Genomic DNA, 16,672 nt, shown 5'->3' on the forward strand with positions numbered 1-16,672 from the left:
GTGTCAGTGGAACTTTGGCAGCAGTGCGTGGAGCTTTTGCGCGAAGAGCTGCCTGCCCAGCAATTCAACACCTGGATCCGTCCGCTACAGGTCGAAGCCGAAGGCGACGAGTTGCGTGTCTACGCGCCCAATCGTTTTGTTCTCGACTGGGTCAATGAGAAGTACCTGAGCCGCGTTCTCGAATTGCTCGATGAACATGGCAACGGCCTCGCGCCCGTGCTCTCCTTATTAATAGGCAGCAAACGTAGCTCGGCGCCTCGCGCTGCGCCGAATGCGCCACTGGCCGCGGCTGCGTCCCAAGCCCAGGCAGCGACAGCACCTGCTGTCAGTGCGCCCGCGCCTGCACCGGCGCCCTCCAAATCCTCTGCGCAAAAAAGCGCTCCAGAGAATGAAGAGCCATCCCGCGACAGCTTCGACCCTATGGCAGGCGCCGCCTCCCAACAAGCCCCAGTTCGCGCCGAACAGCGCACTGTGCAGGTCGAAGGCGCGCTCAAGCACACCAGCTACCTGAACCGCACCTTTACCTTCGAGAACTTCGTCGAAGGTAAGTCCAACCAGCTGGCTCGCGCTGCCGCCTGGCAGGTCGCCGACAACCCCAAGCACGGTTACAACCCGCTCTTCCTTTATGGCGGTGTTGGCTTGGGTAAGACTCACTTGATGCACGCTGTGGGTAACCACCTATTAAAGAAGAACCCGAATGCCAAGGTCGTGTACTTGCACTCGGAGCGCTTCGTAGCTGACATGGTCAAGGCCTTGCAGCTCAACGCCATCAACGAGTTCAAGCGGTTCTACCGCTCGGTAGACGCGTTGTTGATCGATGACATTCAATTCTTTGCCCGCAAAGAGCGTTCCCAGGAAGAGTTCTTCCACACGTTCAACGCGCTGCTTGAAGGTGGCCAGCAGGTCATCTTGACCAGTGACCGTTACCCGAAAGAAATCGAAGGCCTCGAAGAACGTCTGAAATCCCGCTTCGGCTGGGGCCTGACGGTTGCGGTAGAGCCGCCGGAGCTGGAAACCCGCGTTGCGATCCTGATGAAAAAAGCCGACCAGGCCAAGGTCGACTTGCCCCACGATGCGGCGTTTTTCATCGCTCAACGCATCCGCTCCAACGTGCGTGAGTTGGAAGGCGCGCTCAAGCGGGTCATCGCACACTCTCACTTCATGGGCCGCGACATCACCATCGAGCTGATTCGTGAATCCCTGAAGGACTTGCTGGCACTGCAGGACAAACTGGTGAGTGTGGATAACATCCAGCGCACCGTGGCCGAATACTACAAGATCAAGATTTCCGACCTGCTGTCCAAGCGCCGTTCGCGCTCGGTGGCACGTCCTCGGCAGGTGGCCATGGCGCTCTCCAAAGAGCTGACCAACCACAGCCTGCCGGAAATCGGTGATGTGTTTGGCGGGCGCGACCACACCACGGTCTTGCACGCGTGCCGCAAGATCAACGAACTTAAGGAATCCGACGCGGATATTCGCGAGGACTACAAGAACCTGCTGCGTACACTGACCACTTGATGACACCAGCGCAGCTTATTAAGGCAAGGGACTAGACCATGCATTTCACCATTCAACGCGAAGCCCTGTTGAAACCCCTGCAACTGGTCGCAGGCGTCGTCGAGCGCCGACAGACCTTGCCGGTGCTTTCCAACGTATTGCTGGTAGTCGAAGGCCAGCAGTTGTCCTTGACCGGTACTGACTTGGAAGTCGAACTGGTCGGTCGTGTGCAGCTGGAAGAGCCTGCCGAGCCGGGCGAGATCACCGTACCGGCGCGCAAGCTGATGGACATCTGCAAGAGCCTGCCGAACGACGCGCTGATCGACATCAAAGTTGATGAAGCGAAGTTGGTGGTCAAGGCCGGCCGCAGCCGTTTCACCCTGTCCACGTTGCCGGCGAATGATTTCCCGACCGTTGAAGAAGGCCCGGGCTCGCTGACCTGCAGCCTAGAGCAGAGCAAGCTGCGTCGTTTGATCGAACGCACCAGCTTCGCCATGGCCCAGCAAGACGTGCGTTACTACCTCAACGGCATGCTGCTGGAAGTGTCGGAAGGCATTATCCGCGCCGTGGCCACCGACGGACACCGTCTGGCCATGTGCTCGATGCGCGCCGATATCGGTCAGCCGGACCGTCACCAGGTGATCGTGCCGCGCAAAGGTATCCTTGAACTGGCGCGCCTGCTCACTGAGCCGGAAGGCAACGTCAGCATTGTGTTGGGTCAACACCATATTCGCGCAACCACTGGTGAGTTTACCTTCACCTCCAAGCTGGTTGACGGCAAATTCCCGGATTACGAGCGTGTGCTGCCTAAAGGTGGCGACAAGCTGGTTCTCGGTGATCGTCAGGCACTGCGCGAAGCGTTTAGCCGTACCGCGATTCTGTCCAACGAAAAGTACCGTGGTATCCGCCTGCAACTGGCCAACGGTCAGTTGAAGATCCAGGCGAACAACCCGGAGCAGGAAGAAGCGGAAGAAGAAGTGGGCGTCGACTACAACGGCGGTTCGCTGGAGATCGGCTTCAACGTGAGCTACCTGTTGGACGTATTGGGTGTGATGACCACCGAACAGGTTCGCCTGATTCTGTCGGACTCCAACAGCAGCGCCCTGGTGCAGGAATCCGACAACGACGACTCGGCGTACGTTGTCATGCCGATGCGCCTGTAATCATGCTCAGCAGAAGCTAGATGTCCCTCAGTCGCGTCTCGGTCACCGCGGTGCGCAATCTGCACCCGGTGACCTTCTCCCCCTCCCCCCGCATCAATATCCTCCACGGCGCCAACGGCAGTGGCAAAACCAGCGTGCTGGAAGCCATTCATCTGCTGGGCCTCGCCCGATCCTTTCGCAGCGCTCGCTTGTTACCAGTGATTCAGTACGAGCAATTGGCGTGCACCGTGTTTGGCCAAGTCGAACTCGCTGAAGGTGGGCATAGCAGCCTGGGGATATCCCGTGATCGCGGAGGAGAGTTCCAGATTCGCATTGACGGGCAAAATGCACGCAGTGCTGCGCAGTTGGCAGAGATCCTGCCGCTGCAGTTGATCAATCCCGACAGTTTTCGTCTGTTGGAAGGTGCTCCAAAAATCCGCAGGCAATTCCTCGATTGGGGAGTGTTCCACGTGGAACCGCGTTTCATGGCCACTTGGCAGCGCCTGCAGAAGGCCCTGCGGCAGCGGAACTCATGGCTGCGGCATGGTACACTTGACGCCGCTTCTCAAGCGGCCTGGGACCGGGAGCTGTGCCTGGCCAGCGACGAAATAGATGAATACCGCCGTGCCTATATCAAAGCCTTGAAACCAGTCTTTGAACAGACCTTGAGTGAGTTGTTGGATCTTGAGGGGCTGACGCTGAGTTACTACCGTGGTTGGGATAAAGAACGTGAGCTGAGTGCTGTGCTCGCGGCGTCCTTGCAGCGGGATCAGCAAATTGGCCATACCCAGGCCGGCCCCCAACGGGCTGATTTGCGTCTTAGATTAGGCGCTCACAATGCTGCGGACATCTTGTCCCGTGGCCAGCAGAAGTTGGTGGTGTGTGCGCTGCGTATCGCCCAGGGCCATCTGGTTAGCCAGGCCCGACGCGGACAGTGTATTTATCTGGTGGATGACTTGCCGTCAGAACTCGACGAGCAACACCGCCGCGCGCTATGCCGCTTGTTGGAAGAATTACGCTGCCAGGTGTTTATCACTTGTGTAGACCACGAATTATTGAGGGAAGGCTGGCAGACGGAAACGCCAGTCGCTTTGTTCCACGTGGAACAAGGCCGTATCACCCAGACCCACGACCATCGGGAGTGAAGGCATGAGCGAAGAAAACACGTACGACTCGACCAGCATTAAAGTGCTGAAAGGTTTGGATGCCGTACGCAAACGTCCCGGTATGTACATTGGCGACACTGATGACGGTAGCGGTCTGCACCACATGGTGTTCGAGGTGGTCGACAACTCCATCGACGAAGCTCTGGCCGGTCACTGCGACGACATCAGCATCATCATCCACCCGGATGAGTCGATTACCGTGCGCGACAACGGTCGCGGTATTCCGGTAGACGTGCACAAAGAAGAAGGCGTTTCGGCAGCAGAGGTCATTATGACCGTGCTCCACGCCGGTGGTAAGTTCGACGACAACTCCTATAAAGTCTCCGGCGGTTTGCACGGTGTGGGCGTTTCTGTAGTGAACGCACTGTCCGAAGAGCTGATCCTGACGGTTCGCCGCAGCGGCAAGATCTGGGAACAGACTTACGTTCACGGCGTCCCACAAGAGCCGATGAAAATCGTCGGCGACAGTGAAACCACCGGTACACAGATCCACTTCAAGCCATCGGCTGAAACCTTCAAGAATATCCACTTCAGCTGGGACATCCTGGCCAAGCGTATTCGTGAACTGTCCTTCTTGAACTCCGGTGTGGGCATCGTCCTCAAGGATGAGCGCAGCGGCAAGGAAGAGCTGTTCAAGTACGAAGGCGGCCTGCGTGCGTTCGTTGAATACCTGAACACCAACAAGACTGCGGTCAACCAGGTGTTCCACTTCAACATCCAGCGTGAAGACGGCATCGGTGTGGAAATCGCCCTGCAGTGGAACGACAGCTTCAACGAGAACCTGTTGTGCTTCACCAACAACATTCCTCAGCGCGACGGCGGTACTCACTTGGTGGGTTTCCGTTCCGCACTGACGCGTAACCTGAACACTTACATCGAAGCCGAAGGCTTGGCCAAAAAGCACAAAGTCGCCACCACTGGTGACGATGCACGTGAAGGCCTGACCGCGATTATCTCGGTAAAAGTACCGGATCCCAAGTTCAGCTCCCAGACCAAAGACAAGCTGGTGTCTTCCGAAGTGAAGACTGCCGTTGAACAGGAAATGGGCAAGTACTTCTCCGACTTCCTGCTGGAGAACCCGAACGAAGCCAAGCTGGTCGTCGGCAAGATGATCGACGCTGCGCGTGCCCGTGAAGCGGCGCGTAAAGCCCGTGAGATGACTCGCCGCAAAGGCGCGCTGGATATCGCCGGCTTGCCAGGCAAACTGGCTGACTGCCAGGAGAAGGACCCTGCCCTCTCCGAACTGTACCTGGTGGAAGGTGACTCTGCTGGCGGTTCCGCCAAGCAGGGTCGTAACCGTCGCACCCAGGCCATCCTGCCGTTGAAAGGTAAGATCCTCAACGTCGAGAAGGCTCGCTTCGACAAGATGATTTCTTCCCAGGAAGTTGGCACCTTGATCACGGCGTTGGGTTGCGGTATCGGTCGCGACGAGTACAACATCGACAAGCTGCGCTACCACAACATCATCATCATGACCGATGCTGACGTCGACGGTTCGCACATCCGTACCCTGCTGCTGACCTTCTTCTTCCGTCAGTTGCCGGAGCTGATCGAGCGTGGCTACATCTACATCGCTCAGCCGCCGTTGTACAAAGTGAAAAAGGGCAAGCAAGAGCAATACATCAAAGACGACGACGCCATGGAAGAGTACATGACGCAGTCGGCCCTTGAAGATGCCAGCCTGCACTTGAACGACGAAGCGCCAGGCATCTCCGGTGAGGCGCTGGAGCGTCTGGTTAACGACTTCCGCATGGTGATGAAGACCCTCAAGCGTTTGTCGCGCCTGTACCCTCAGGAGTTGACCGAGCATTTCATCTACCTGCCGGCCGTCAGCCTGGAACAGTTGGGCGATCACGCAGCGATGCAAGATTGGCTGGCTCAGTACGAAGTGCGCCTGCGTACTGTCGAGAAGTCTGGCCTTGTGTACAAAGCCAGTCTGCGTGAAGACCGTGAACGTAACGTGTGGCTGCCAGAGGTCGAACTGATCTCCCACGGCCTGTCGAACTATGTCACCTTCAACCGCGATTTCTTTGGCAGCAATGACTACAAGACCGTGGTGACCCTGGGCGCTCAACTGAGCACCTTGTTGGACGACGGCGCTTATATTCAGCGGGGCGAGCGCAAGAAGCAGGTCAAGGAATTCAAGGAAGCCCTTGACTGGCTGATGGCGGAAAGCACCAAGCGCCACACCATCCAGCGCTACAAAGGCCTGGGTGAAATGAACCCGGATCAGCTGTGGGAAACCACCATGGACCCGGCTCAGCGTCGCATGCTGCGCGTGACCATCGAAGACGCCATTGGCGCGGACCAGATCTTCAACACCCTGATGGGTGATGCGGTCGAGCCTCGTCGTGACTTCATCGAGAGTAATGCCTTGGCGGTTTCTAACCTGGACTTCTGATCCCGGTAAGCCCGTCATATTAAAAAGGCCAACGTTTAGACGTTGGCTTTTTTATTGGGTAAAAATCACTGGTTTTGAAATGCTCCACGTGGAACATCAACGGATCAGGCTTGGGACGCGGCTGCGACACTCTCCAGGCGGTAGCCATACCCATAGATGGTCAGCAATTGCCAACCCCGATCCGCGGTCAGTCCGAGCTTGTTTCTTAGCCGGTAGATATGCGTATCCAGCGGCCGCGAGGACACCATTTCTTCATGGGTCCAGAACCGCTCGTAGAGGTACTCGCGAGAAAGGGGGCGTGCCAGGTTGGCAAACAGGCAGCTAGCCAAACGGTACTCACGCTCCGTGAGGTTGATCGGTTTGCCCGCGCGGGTCACGGTCAATTCAGCATCATCAAAGGTCAAGTCATTGAAACTTTGCACCTCGTGGGTGGCAGACTTTTGCAGTCCATGCCGACGCAGAACCGCCGTGACCCGTGCTTTCAATTCATTAGGACGGAAAGGTTTGCTGACGTAATCATCGGCGCCACTGTTGAGCGCAGTGACGATGTCGCTCTCGGCATCACGGCTGGTGAGCATGATGACGGCGGGCGGCGACTCCATGTGTTCGCGGGTCCAGCGCAGCAACGCGATCCCGGTGATATCCGGCAATTGCCAGTCGAGTATCAGCAGGTCGAAGGTTTCCCGGCGCAGTTGGCGGAGCAGGTCTTCGCCACGTTCAAAGCAATGCAGGGACCAAGGCTGTTCTGCGGTACTGGGGATTTGTCGCAGTGTCTGTTCCACCCGGCGCAGTTCGGCGGGTTCGTCATCCAGTATTGCGACACGCATGGGTGGGTCCTTTCATTTGAAGAGTGCGGCAGCCGTCGGCCGGTTTTTGAATCTGAAGAATTGTGCGCAGATTCATCGACCCCTCGGATCTCTCTATACGCTGGGATCAATGAGCGGTTGACCCATTGAAAGTCCTCGATACCAATGAGGGAAAGATACCGGCTCCTGACCCTAAGGAAAAGGATCAGCCGACGCATGTGCTGCCGTAAACTCCTGTGCGCTGATGCCCTCTGGAAACCTGACTTTATGAGCGCCATGTTTGTTACTTCCAATTGCTTGCGCCGTGCCCTTCCCTCTCTGTTGATCATGGTGATTGGCTCGGCGGGCGCTGCTACAAAGGTTCGTGCAACTTACATCGACGATGACTTCCTGTGCCGAGCCCAGCCTCTGCCTGCCGTGGTCCAGCATCTCACCGGTGAGGCCTGGAAACTCGACATCCAGGGCAAGGTAACTCCCTTGCTGGAAGGCATGACCATTGATGAACGGGAAGGTGTGAAGACCTCGGCTTCGGCGTTCGTCAGCCTGTTGCTCGGTGATGGATCCCGCGTAGTGTTGCCCTCTGACTCCCAGGTGCGGTTGCGCGTGGAGAAGAAACTGTCGATTCCCCAGGTGGTGCTCGAACAAGGCCAGGCCGAGGCGTATGTGATCAAGCGCGCCAGCGATCATGATCGCTTCCAGATCGTGACGCCGGTAGGTGTGCTGGGCGTACGGGGCACGCACTTTCGAGTGCGCAATGACGCTGAGCGATCGCTGTTGGAAGTGTTGGACGGTCAGGTAGCCGCCAACCGAGGACGGACAGGCGAGATCAAAGTTGACGCCCGCCAAGGTCTGCTCTTCAAAAAACAGGGCGACCTCAATCCCGTAGAGCTGCTTCCCGCCCCTAAGCTCATGGGCCAAGACGGCCAAAAAGGCGACGCGCCGGTCTGGAGCTTGTACCTTCGGCCATTGCCCGGCGCCCAGCGCTACCGTGCCCAGGTCGCCACCGACAAAGCCTTTATGAACATCAAGCAGGAAAACTTTTCCAGCGCGCCGAAAATGAGCTTCACTGGGCTCAAAGCCTCGTTCTATCACGTGCGCTTGTCGGCTTACGACGAAAACGGCCTGGAGGGAGAAACCGGGGTCTATGACATCTTCTACTACCCGCCGACTGCCCAGGTACGTTGACCAATGATGCTCTGGGGCAAGGCCGAAAAACGACAACCCACCCATGCCCAGCGACTGTTCCACGGTCTGGTGCGCGAATGGTTGTGGATAGGCTTGCTGCTGCTGCCTATCACCGCCTACCTGTCGCTGAGCCCAGGCCTGGCCTTGAACAATCCTTTATACGACAGCCTGCGTCGCCTCGCACCACTACCCGTCGATCCACGTATCCTGCTGGTTACGATCGATGATTCCAGCCTTAAAAAGCTCGGACGATGGCCTTGGCCACGCAGCCTGCACGCCGACCTGATCGACCGTCTGAGCGCCGCGCAACCGGCAGGCATTCTGTTCGATGTGATCTTCAGTGAGCCCGGTGACCCCACCCATGACAAACGCCTGGCCGAGTCGGTCTGCAACGCTGGCAATGTCTTGCTACCCCTGGTGCGTGAAGGTGCTGCGAACTACAGCCAACCGGACACGCAGATGATGCCCCTGCTTAAATGCGCCAAAGGTGTGGGCCACATCAATGTTGAAGCAGACACCGACGGCGTGGTCCGCAGCCTCTACCTGCGTGAAGGCCCGCCTGATGCCACGGCACCGCAGTTGGCCTGGTTGGCCTATGAGATGAGTGGCGAGTTGTCTGAAATGCCGGGCGAGCCTCTGCAATCGATTACTCAGCACTGGCACCGGGAACACGCTATCCGCATCCCGTTTATTGCACCTCATACCCATTTTCCCAGTGTGTCTTACGCCAGCGTACTGCGCGGTGAAGTCGCTCCCGAGCAACTACGTGGTCGTTTGATCTTGGTGGGGTCGACAGCCTCCGGGTTGGGTGATCGTTTCGTCACACCTCTGTCTTCGACGGTAGGGACTACGGCAGGCGTAGAGATCCAGGCCAACGTGCTGAATGGCTTGCTTCAAGGCCGCAGCATCGTTGATCTGCCAGGCTGGCTCGCGGCCTTGATGGCGACCTCGTTGGTCGCATTGCTATTGGGTCTGCTGCTCTATCGCCCGCGCTATGCGCTGTGGATGACGCTGGGTTGCATGGCCGTCGCATTAGTCAGTTCCCTGGCTCTATTGCGCCTGGGCCACTGGTGGTCGCCTGCGGCCTGTCTGATCGGTTTGTTGCTCAGTTACCTGATCTGGAACTGGCGCCGCCTCAGTGTGATCCTCGCCTATTTCGGCTGGGAACTGGCGAGGCTGGACAACGAACCCAAAGTCCTGCCTGAACGCCGCCGTGCGCCCGCCAGCAAAGGCGATGTGTTGCAGGCGCGTATCTTTGCCCTGGAACAAGCCGTGAGCCGCACACGCGACACACGGCGCTTCATGGCCGATGGTCTGGAGTGCCTGCCGGTGGCAACCCTGATTACCGACCCCAAGGGCAATATCCTGCTGGCCAACCGCATTGCCCGGGACGTGTTCGGCAACGATCTGGTCAACGAAAACCTGTTGGAGCAACTCGCCGACCTGGGCTACCCGCCGCTGCACAATGGCGTGCGCCCTGCCCTGTCGGCGCTGGAACTTGTGGAGTTTCGGGACATCCACCAACGCAGCCTGCGCATGGAGCTTGCGCCCTTGCTGCCGGCTGAAGGCGATGTCGCCCTTGGTTGGCTGCTGAGCCTGACGGATTTGAGTAAGGAGCGCGAAGCCCAGCAACACCGCGAGACCATGTTGCGGTTCCTCTCTCACGACCTGCGCGCGCCCCATTCAGCGATCCTTGCGCTGCTGGATGTGCATAACGGCGAGTCCCCGGTCTTCGCCCAGATCGAACAGCAGGTTCGCCGTGCCTTGGGCCTCACCGAATCCTTCGTGCAACTGGCGAAAGCCGAGGCTGACGGTTACCAATTCCAACCGACGCTGTTCGCCATGTTGGTCATGGATGCTTTTGACCAGGTGGCGTTGATTGCCCAGCTTAAAGGGATTCATTTGGTCCATGACTTGGATGAAGCGGATGAAGGTATGGTCTCTGCCGACCAGTCACTGCTCACACGGGCTTTGTTCAACGTGCTGGAGAACGCGATCAAGTATTCGCCTTCCGGGACGACCGTGAGGTTGGGGCACAGTAGCGAGCAAGGCTGGTTGGAATGCCGTATCAGCGACCAGGGCCCGGGGATTGCCGCGGTGGACTTGCCGGAACTGTTCAGCCAATACCGTCGCTTCGATTCAGCCCAGGGCAGTGAAGGCCTGGGCCTGGGACTGACCATGGTCAAGGCTGTGGTGGAGCGTCACGGCGGGCGCATCAGTTGCGAAAGCGTGGTGGGCAAAGGCACCACATTCAGCCTTCAACTGCCGCTGTTGGAAGACTGAAAAACGTACTTTTCTGCTGTGCATAAAAAACCGGTCGCAAGGACCGGTTTTTTTAGGCGGAAAAAACTTATGCACCTTTTCCGTGATTTTATGAGCTTGGGAAATATGTAAGTAAATCAGACTCTTAAAAGACAAAAAAGACGATTCGCCAACAAACCGTACACAGGTTATCCACAGATGATCAGATGACCGGCGTGTCGACTATAACCGGCACCGGCGGCAGCGATCCCATGGCCCGTTGCTGGGCTTCATTCCACGCTTGGGCGCGGTCATTCAGCGCGGCGATGGCGCGGGGTCCTTCACCTTCGGCGTACATCGGTTCACCGATCACCACGGTGATGGTGCCTTGGCGTTTAGCCCAGCCGGTCTTTGGCCAGAACTTGCCGGCGTTATGCGCAATCGGCAGTACCGGCAGATGGGCATTGACCGCCAAAGCCGTACCTCCGCGTGAGAACTTGCCTACCGTGCCGTAGGGCACACGTGTGCCTTCGGGGAAGATCAGCACCCAAACACCATCCTTGAGCAGCTCGTCACCCTTCTTGGCCACGTGCTTGAGCGCGGCCTTGGGGTTATCACGGTCGATGGCGATCGGACGCAGCATGGCCATGGCCCAGCCGAAGAACGGCACATACAGCAACTCACGCTTGAGCACCTGGCTCAACGGCGAGAAGTACGCCGACAGGAAGAAGGTCTCCCAGGTGCTCTGGTGGTTCGACAGAATCACGCAGGGCTGGTCCGGGACGTTTTCCGCGCCCTTGACCTCGAAACGGATGTTCAGGAACACCTTGGTCAGCCACAAAGCGCAGCGGCACCAGTAGACGTTGATAAAGCGATAGCGCGCCTTGAACGACAGGAAGGGCGCAATAAAAAAGCTCAGGGTGCACCAGAGAAACGAACTGGTGCCCAGCAGCAGGTAAAAGAAAAAGGTTCTGATGGCCTGCAAAATCGACATGGCGGCATTTACCGTTGCGGGACACGGCCCGCCTGCTAAAAGCGCACTCCCGAGCAATCCTTGTTCAGGAAGTCGAGGGTGGCTAGTTGTTGATAAGTTCTGCGGCAACGGCCGCCAGATCGTCAAAAATCAAGGTGCCTAACGGCAGGTTTTTCGCCTGGGTCTTTTCGCCTTTTCCGGTCTTAACCAAAACTGGCTGAGAGTCGACGGCTTTGGCCGCCTCCAGGTCACCGAGGCTGTCCCCGACGAACCATATCCCAGCCAAGGGCACCTTGTAATGTTCTGCAATGGTTTTCAACATGCCGGGCTTGGGTTTGCGGCAATCGCAGCCCTCATCCGGCCCGTGGGGGCAGTACACCACCAGCCCCACCTCACCGCCCTGCTCGGCCACCAACGCGCGCAGGCGTGCGTGCATGGCGTCCAGGGTGGCGATGTCGTAGTAACCACGGGCGATGCCAGACTGGTTGGTGGCGATGGCCACCGTCCAGCCGGCTTTGCTCAACTGCGCGATGGCCTCGATCGAGCCGGGCAGTGGAATCCACTCCGCCACCGACTTGATGTAAGCGTCGGAGTCATAATTGATCACCCCGTCCCGATCGAGAATCAGCAGTTTCAACATGGTCAGCTCAGCGTCGAAATGTCAGCGATATTGACGAACAAGCCGCGCAGGCGCGCCAGCATGGCGTAGCGGTTTTTCCGCACGCCGGCATCGTCGGCATTGATCATCACCGCTTCGAAGAACGCATCCACCGGCTCACGCAAGGTGGCCAGGCGCGCCAGGGCTTCGGCGTAGTTGCGCTCTGCGATCAACGGTTTCACCGCGTTCTCCGCCTTGGCGATGGCCGAGTTCAGCGAGAACTCCTTGGCATCGGCAAACAGGCCAGGGTCGACTTCTGCGTTGCCCAGGCCTTCGGCCTTGCTCAGCAGGTTCGACACACGCTTGTTCACGGCGGCCAGGGCATCGGCTTCCGGCAGTTTGCGGAAGGCCTGCACGGCTTGTACGCGCTGGTCGAAGTCCAGCGCCGAACCCGGCTGCAGGGCACGTACCGACAGGTACACCGACACGTCCACGCCTTCGTCTTCGTAGCGCGCACGCAGGCGGTCGAACACGAACTCCAGCACTTGCTCGGCCAGGCCGGCTTGCTTGACCTTGGCGCCGAACTGGCCGACGGCGAACACCACGGCCTGGGTCAGGTCGAGGTCGAGCTTCTTGTCGATCAGGATGCGCAGCACGCCCAGGGCCGCACGGCGCAGGGCATACGGGTCTTTGCTGCCGGTTGGCAACATGCCGATACCGAAGATACCCACAAGGGTGTCCAGCTTGTCGGCGATCGCCACGGCTGCACCGGTCAGGGTGGTCGGCAGTTCAGCGCCGGCACCGCGTGGCATGTACTGCTCGTTCAGGGCCAGGGCGACATCTTGCGGCTCGCCGTCGTTGAGTGCGTAGTAGTAGCCGGCAACACCTTGCATCTCCGGGAACTCGCCGACCATCTCGGTGGCCAGGTCGCACTTGGACAGCAAGCCTGCACGCGCAGCCCAGGCGGAATCGCCGCCAATGCGTGGCGCAATGTAAGCGGCCAGCTTGGAGACTCGTACGGCCTTGTCGTAGACGCTGCCGAGTTTTTCCTGGAACACCACGTTTTGCAGGCGCAGGTTGAAGTCTTCCAGCTTTTGCTTCTTGTCTTGCTTGAAGAAGAACTCGGCGTCAGTCAGGCGCGGGCGAACGACTTTCTCGTTACCGGCGATGATCTGCTGCGGGTCCTTGCTTTCGATGTTGGCCACGGTGATAAAGCGCGGCAGCAACTTGCCATCCACATCCAGCAGGCAGAAATACTTCTGGTTGTCCTGCATGGTGGTGATCAGCGCTTCTTGCGGCACGTCGAGGAAACGTTCTTCGAACGAGCACACCAGCGGCACCGGCCATTCGACCAGCGCGGTTACTTCGTCGAGCAGGCTTGGCGGCACGATGGCGGTGCCTTCTTGCAGACGAGCCAGCTCTTCGGTGCGCTTGCTGATCAGCTCGCGACGCTCGTTGGCGTCGGCCAGCACGTAGGCGGCACGCAGGTCGGCGGCGTAGTTGGCCGGCGAGGTGATGCGTACAGCTTGCGGGTGATGGAAGCGGTGACCACGGGAATCACGACCGGACTTCTGGGCGAGAAGGGTGCAATCGATGACCTGGTCACCGAGCAGCATCACCAGCCATTGGGTCGGACGTACGAACTCTTCTTTACGTGCACCCCAGCGCATGCGCTTGGGGATCGGCAAATCATTCAACGAGTCTTCAACGATGGTCGGCAACAGGCTGGCAGTCGGCTTGCCGGTGATGACCTGGCTGAAACGCAGTTTCGGACCGCTCTGGTCGATTTCGCTCAGCTCGACGCCACACTTCTTGGCAAAACCCAGTGCAGCTTGAGTCGGGTTGCCTTCAGCATCGAAAGCCGCCTGGCGTGGCGGGCCGTCGAGGTTGATGCTGCGGTCCGGCTGCTGGGTTTCCAGCGCGGTCAGCAACACGGCCAGGCGACGTGGCGCGGCGTAGACTTTTTTCGCGGCGAATTTCAGGCCAGCGGTCTGCAGGCCTTTTTCGATACCGGCCAGGAACGCGTCGGCCAGGGTGTTCAGTGCCTTGGGTGGCAGCTCTTCTGTGCCCAGCTCAACCAGGAAATCTTGAGCACTCATTGTGCAGCCTCCAGCTTAGCCAACACTTCATCACGCAGGTCCGGGGTTGCCATCGGGAAGCCCAGCTTGGCGCGAGCCAGCAGGTAGGCTTGGGCGACGGAACGCGCCAGGGTGCGTACACGCAGGATGTATTGCTGGCGCGCGGTGACCGAGATGGCACGGCGGGCATCCAGCAGGTTGAAGGTATGGGAGGCCTTCAACACCATTTCATAGCTTGGCAACGGCAGCGGCTGGTCGAGTTCGATCAGGCGCTTGGCTTCGCTTTCATAGAAGTCGAACAGTTCGAACAGTTTGTCGACGTTGGCGTGTTCGAAGTTGTAGGTGGACTGCTCCACCTCGTTCTGGTGGAACACGTCGCCGTAGGTCACTTTGCCGAACGGGCCATCAGCCCACACCAGGTCGTAGACCGAGTCCACGCCTTGCAGGTACATGGCCAGGCGCTCGAGACCGTAGGTGATTTCGCCGGTCACCGGGTAGCACTCGATGCCGCCCGCTTGCTGGAAGTAAGTGAACTGCGTCACTTCCATGCCATTGAGCCAGACTTCCCAGCCCAGGCCCCAGGCGCCCAGGGTCGGCGATTCCCAGTTGTCTTCGACAAAACGGATGTCGTGGACCAGTGGGTCCAGGCCGACATGTTTCAGCGAGCCCAGGTACAGTTCCTGGAAGTTATCCGGGTTCGGCTTCAGTACCACCTGGAACTGGTAGTAGTGCTGCAGACGGTTCGGGTTTTCGCCGTAGCGGCCGTCAGTCGGGCGACGACTGGGCTGCACATAAGCGGCGTTCCAGGTTTCCGGGCCAATGGCCCGCAGGAATGTAGCGGTGTGGAAAGTGCCGGCGCCTACTTCCATATCGTAGGGCTGAAGTACCACACAACCTTGCTCGGCCCAGTATTGCTGGAGGGCGAGGATCAAGTCTTGGAAGGTACGCACGGCTGGCGTAGGCTGGCTCACGAAATTCACCTGTTACTTGGGCTGCGATTTAAAGAGCGGGAGTATACCCGATTCGGCCGCGCCACCATCCCCTGGAGCCTTATGCCACGCTGCTTTTGGTGTTCTGAAGATCCGCTGTACATGGCTTATCACGATCAGGAGTGGGGAACGCCGCTGCGCGATGCGCAGGGTTTGTTCGAGTTGCTTTTGCTCGAAGGGTTCCAGGCGGGCCTTTCCTGGATCACCGTTTTACGCAAACGTGAGCATTATCGAAAGGTCTTGTTTGGTTTTGACGCGCAGCGATTGGCGCGGTTGACCGATGATGAGATCGAAGCGCTGATGCAGGATCCGGGCATTGTGCGCAATCGCCTGAAGCTCAACGCCACCCGTCGCAATGCCGCTGCCTGGCTGGCGTTGGAGGACCCGGTGGGGTTGCTCTGGTCCTTTGTTGGCGGCACCCCCAGGGTCAATCATTTCAAGGATCGCAGCGAAGTGCCGGCGATTACACCGCAGGCTGAAGCCATGAGCAAAGCCTTGAAGAAAGCCGGTTTCACTTTCGTCGGGCCAACCATTTGCTACGCGTTCATGCAGGCCTCGGGCATGGTCATGGACCACACTCAAGACTGCGACCGTTACGCGGACTTGGCCAACGCCGGTTAGAATGCCGGCTTTGCGCACCACACACGATCAGGAGTGACCTGTGGAAAAGTTTAAAGGCGCCTTGCTGGTAGGCGCTCTCCGGCTGTTTGCCCTACTGCCCTGGCGCGCTGTCCAGGCCGTCGGCACGGCCATTGGCTGGATCATGTGGAAAACCCCCAACCGCTCCCGCGACACGGTGCGGATCAACCTGTCCAAATGCTTCCCGGACATGAACCCAGCCGAGCGCGAAGCGCTGGTCGGGCGCAGCCTGATGGACATCGGCAAGTCCCTGACCGAAAGCGCCTGCGCATGGATCTGGCCGGCCCAGCGCTCCATTGACTTGGTGCGTGAAGTCGAAGGCCTGGAAGTGCTGCACGAAGCCCTCGCCTCGGGCAAAGGCGTGGTCGGCATCACCAGCCACCTGGGCAACTGGGAAGTGCTGAACCACTTCTATTGCAGCCAATGCAAACCGATCATTTTCTACCGCCCACCCAAACTCAAGGCGGTGGACGAATTGCTGCGCAAGCAGCGCGTGCAACTGGGCAACCGCGTGGCCGCGTCGACCAAGGAAGGCATTCTCAGTGTGATCAAGGAAGTGCGCAAAGGCGGCCAGGTAGGTATCCCCGCCGACCCGGAGCCGGCCGAATCCGCCGGGATCTTCGTGCCATTCTTCGCCACCCAGGCGCTGACCAGCAAGTTCGTGCCGAACATGCTCGCCGGCCACAAGGCCGTCGGCGTGTTCCTGCATGCGCTGCGGCTGCCGGACGGTTCGGGTTACAAAGTGATCCTGGAAGCGGCGCCGGAAGACATGTACAGCACCGACACCGCGACCTCCTGCGCGGCGATGAGCAAGGTGGTGGAGCGGTATGTCGGCGCTTATCCGAGCCAGTACATGTGGAGCATGAAGCGCTTCAAGAAACGCCCGCCGGGCGAGGCGCGGTGGTACTGACGGCTACCCGCACACTGTAGGAGCGAGCTTGCTCGCGAAGATCTCTA

13 protein-coding genes are annotated in these 16,672 nt (G+C 58.9%); 8 read left to right on the forward strand and 5 right to left on the reverse strand.

What is annotated here, in order from left to right; genetic code table 11:
- Genes dnaA through gyrB form a run of 4 tightly spaced genes read left to right on the forward strand, consistent with a single transcriptional unit; the run spans position 1 to position 6,206 of the window.
- On the forward strand, positions 1 to 1,518 hold the full coding sequence (gene dnaA / locus RB216_RS00005) for a chromosomal replication initiator protein DnaA (protein ID WP_032864428.1): 1,518 nt from the start codon (positions 1 to 3) through the stop codon (positions 1,516 to 1,518).
- 38 nt (positions 1,519 to 1,556) lie between these two features.
- The gene (gene dnaN, locus RB216_RS00010) at positions 1,557 to 2,660 is read left to right on the forward strand and encodes a DNA polymerase III subunit beta (RefSeq protein ID WP_010207719.1); all 1,104 of its coding nucleotides are present in this window, start codon (positions 1,557 to 1,559) and stop codon (positions 2,658 to 2,660) included.
- Positions 2,661 to 2,680: 20 nt separating this feature from the next.
- Entirely contained in the window at positions 2,681 to 3,784 is a 1,104-nt protein-coding gene (recF, locus tag RB216_RS00015) for a DNA replication/repair protein RecF (protein WP_068937310.1), read from the forward strand.
- 4 nt (positions 3,785 to 3,788) lie between these two features.
- Positions 3,789 to 6,206, forward strand: coding sequence for a DNA topoisomerase (ATP-hydrolyzing) subunit B (gene gyrB / locus RB216_RS00020; protein WP_028618589.1), 2,418 nt, complete (start codon positions 3,789 to 3,791; stop codon positions 6,204 to 6,206).
- 104 nt (positions 6,207 to 6,310) lie between these two features.
- On the opposite strand, the gene RB216_RS00025 is transcribed toward gyrB, so the two are convergent.
- Positions 6,311 to 7,033 (reverse strand): response regulator transcription factor, encoded by a 723-nt coding sequence (locus RB216_RS00025; protein WP_028618590.1) that lies wholly within the window; start codon positions 7,031 to 7,033, stop codon positions 6,311 to 6,313.
- A gap of 246 nt (positions 7,034 to 7,279) precedes the next feature.
- Here RB216_RS00025 and RB216_RS00030 point away from each other — a divergent pair, with 246 nt between their 5' ends.
- Entirely contained in the window at positions 7,280 to 8,197 is a 918-nt protein-coding gene (locus tag RB216_RS00030; protein ID WP_028618591.1) for a FecR family protein, read from the forward strand.
- Between the two features lie 3 nt (positions 8,198 to 8,200).
- On the forward strand, positions 8,201 to 10,480 hold the full coding sequence (locus tag RB216_RS00035) for a CHASE2 domain-containing protein (protein ID WP_028618592.1): 2,280 nt from the start codon (positions 8,201 to 8,203) through the stop codon (positions 10,478 to 10,480).
- Between the two features lie 181 nt (positions 10,481 to 10,661).
- Here the strand turns inward: RB216_RS00035 and RB216_RS00040 are convergent, their stop codons facing one another.
- The 4 genes from RB216_RS00040 to glyQ all read right to left on the reverse strand — a co-directional run bounded on the left by RB216_RS00040 (position 10,662) and on the right by glyQ (position 15,058).
- A complete protein-coding gene (locus tag RB216_RS00040; protein ID WP_308908167.1) occupies positions 10,662 to 11,432 on the reverse strand; it encodes a lysophospholipid acyltransferase family protein in 771 nt (256 codons plus the stop codon).
- An 82-nt stretch (positions 11,433 to 11,514) separates the two neighbouring features.
- Positions 11,515 to 12,051 carry a D-glycero-beta-D-manno-heptose 1,7-bisphosphate 7-phosphatase gene (gene gmhB, locus RB216_RS00045; protein WP_308908168.1) on the reverse strand — a complete coding sequence of 179 codons (537 nt, stop codon included), beginning with the start codon at positions 12,049 to 12,051 and terminating at the stop codon, positions 11,515 to 11,517.
- Positions 12,052 to 12,053: 2 nt separating this feature from the next.
- A complete protein-coding gene (gene glyS, locus RB216_RS00050) occupies positions 12,054 to 14,108 on the reverse strand; it encodes a glycine--tRNA ligase subunit beta (protein WP_068937314.1) in 2,055 nt (684 codons plus the stop codon).
- Positions 14,105 to 15,058 carry a glycine--tRNA ligase subunit alpha gene (glyQ, locus tag RB216_RS00055; protein ID WP_003187265.1) on the reverse strand — a complete coding sequence of 318 codons (954 nt, stop codon included), beginning with the start codon at positions 15,056 to 15,058 and terminating at the stop codon, positions 14,105 to 14,107. The genes glyS and glyQ overlap by 4 nt, the downstream gene beginning before the upstream one ends.
- An 81-nt stretch (positions 15,059 to 15,139) precedes the next feature.
- Between glyQ and RB216_RS00060 the strand changes: the two genes are divergently transcribed.
- Together RB216_RS00060 and RB216_RS00065 are read left to right on the forward strand one after the other, a co-directional pair.
- A complete protein-coding gene (locus tag RB216_RS00060; protein ID WP_068937315.1) occupies positions 15,140 to 15,697 on the forward strand; it encodes a DNA-3-methyladenine glycosylase I in 558 nt (185 codons plus the stop codon).
- A gap of 40 nt (positions 15,698 to 15,737) precedes the next feature.
- Positions 15,738 to 16,625 (forward strand): lysophospholipid acyltransferase, encoded by an 888-nt coding sequence (locus tag RB216_RS00065; protein WP_028618597.1) that lies wholly within the window; start codon positions 15,738 to 15,740, stop codon positions 16,623 to 16,625.
- Positions 16,626 to 16,672 lie beyond the last annotated feature (47 nt).

Source organism: Pseudomonas canadensis, from assembly GCF_030980095.1.
GTDB lineage: Bacteria > Pseudomonadota > Gammaproteobacteria > Pseudomonadales > Pseudomonadaceae > Aquipseudomonas > Aquipseudomonas canadensis.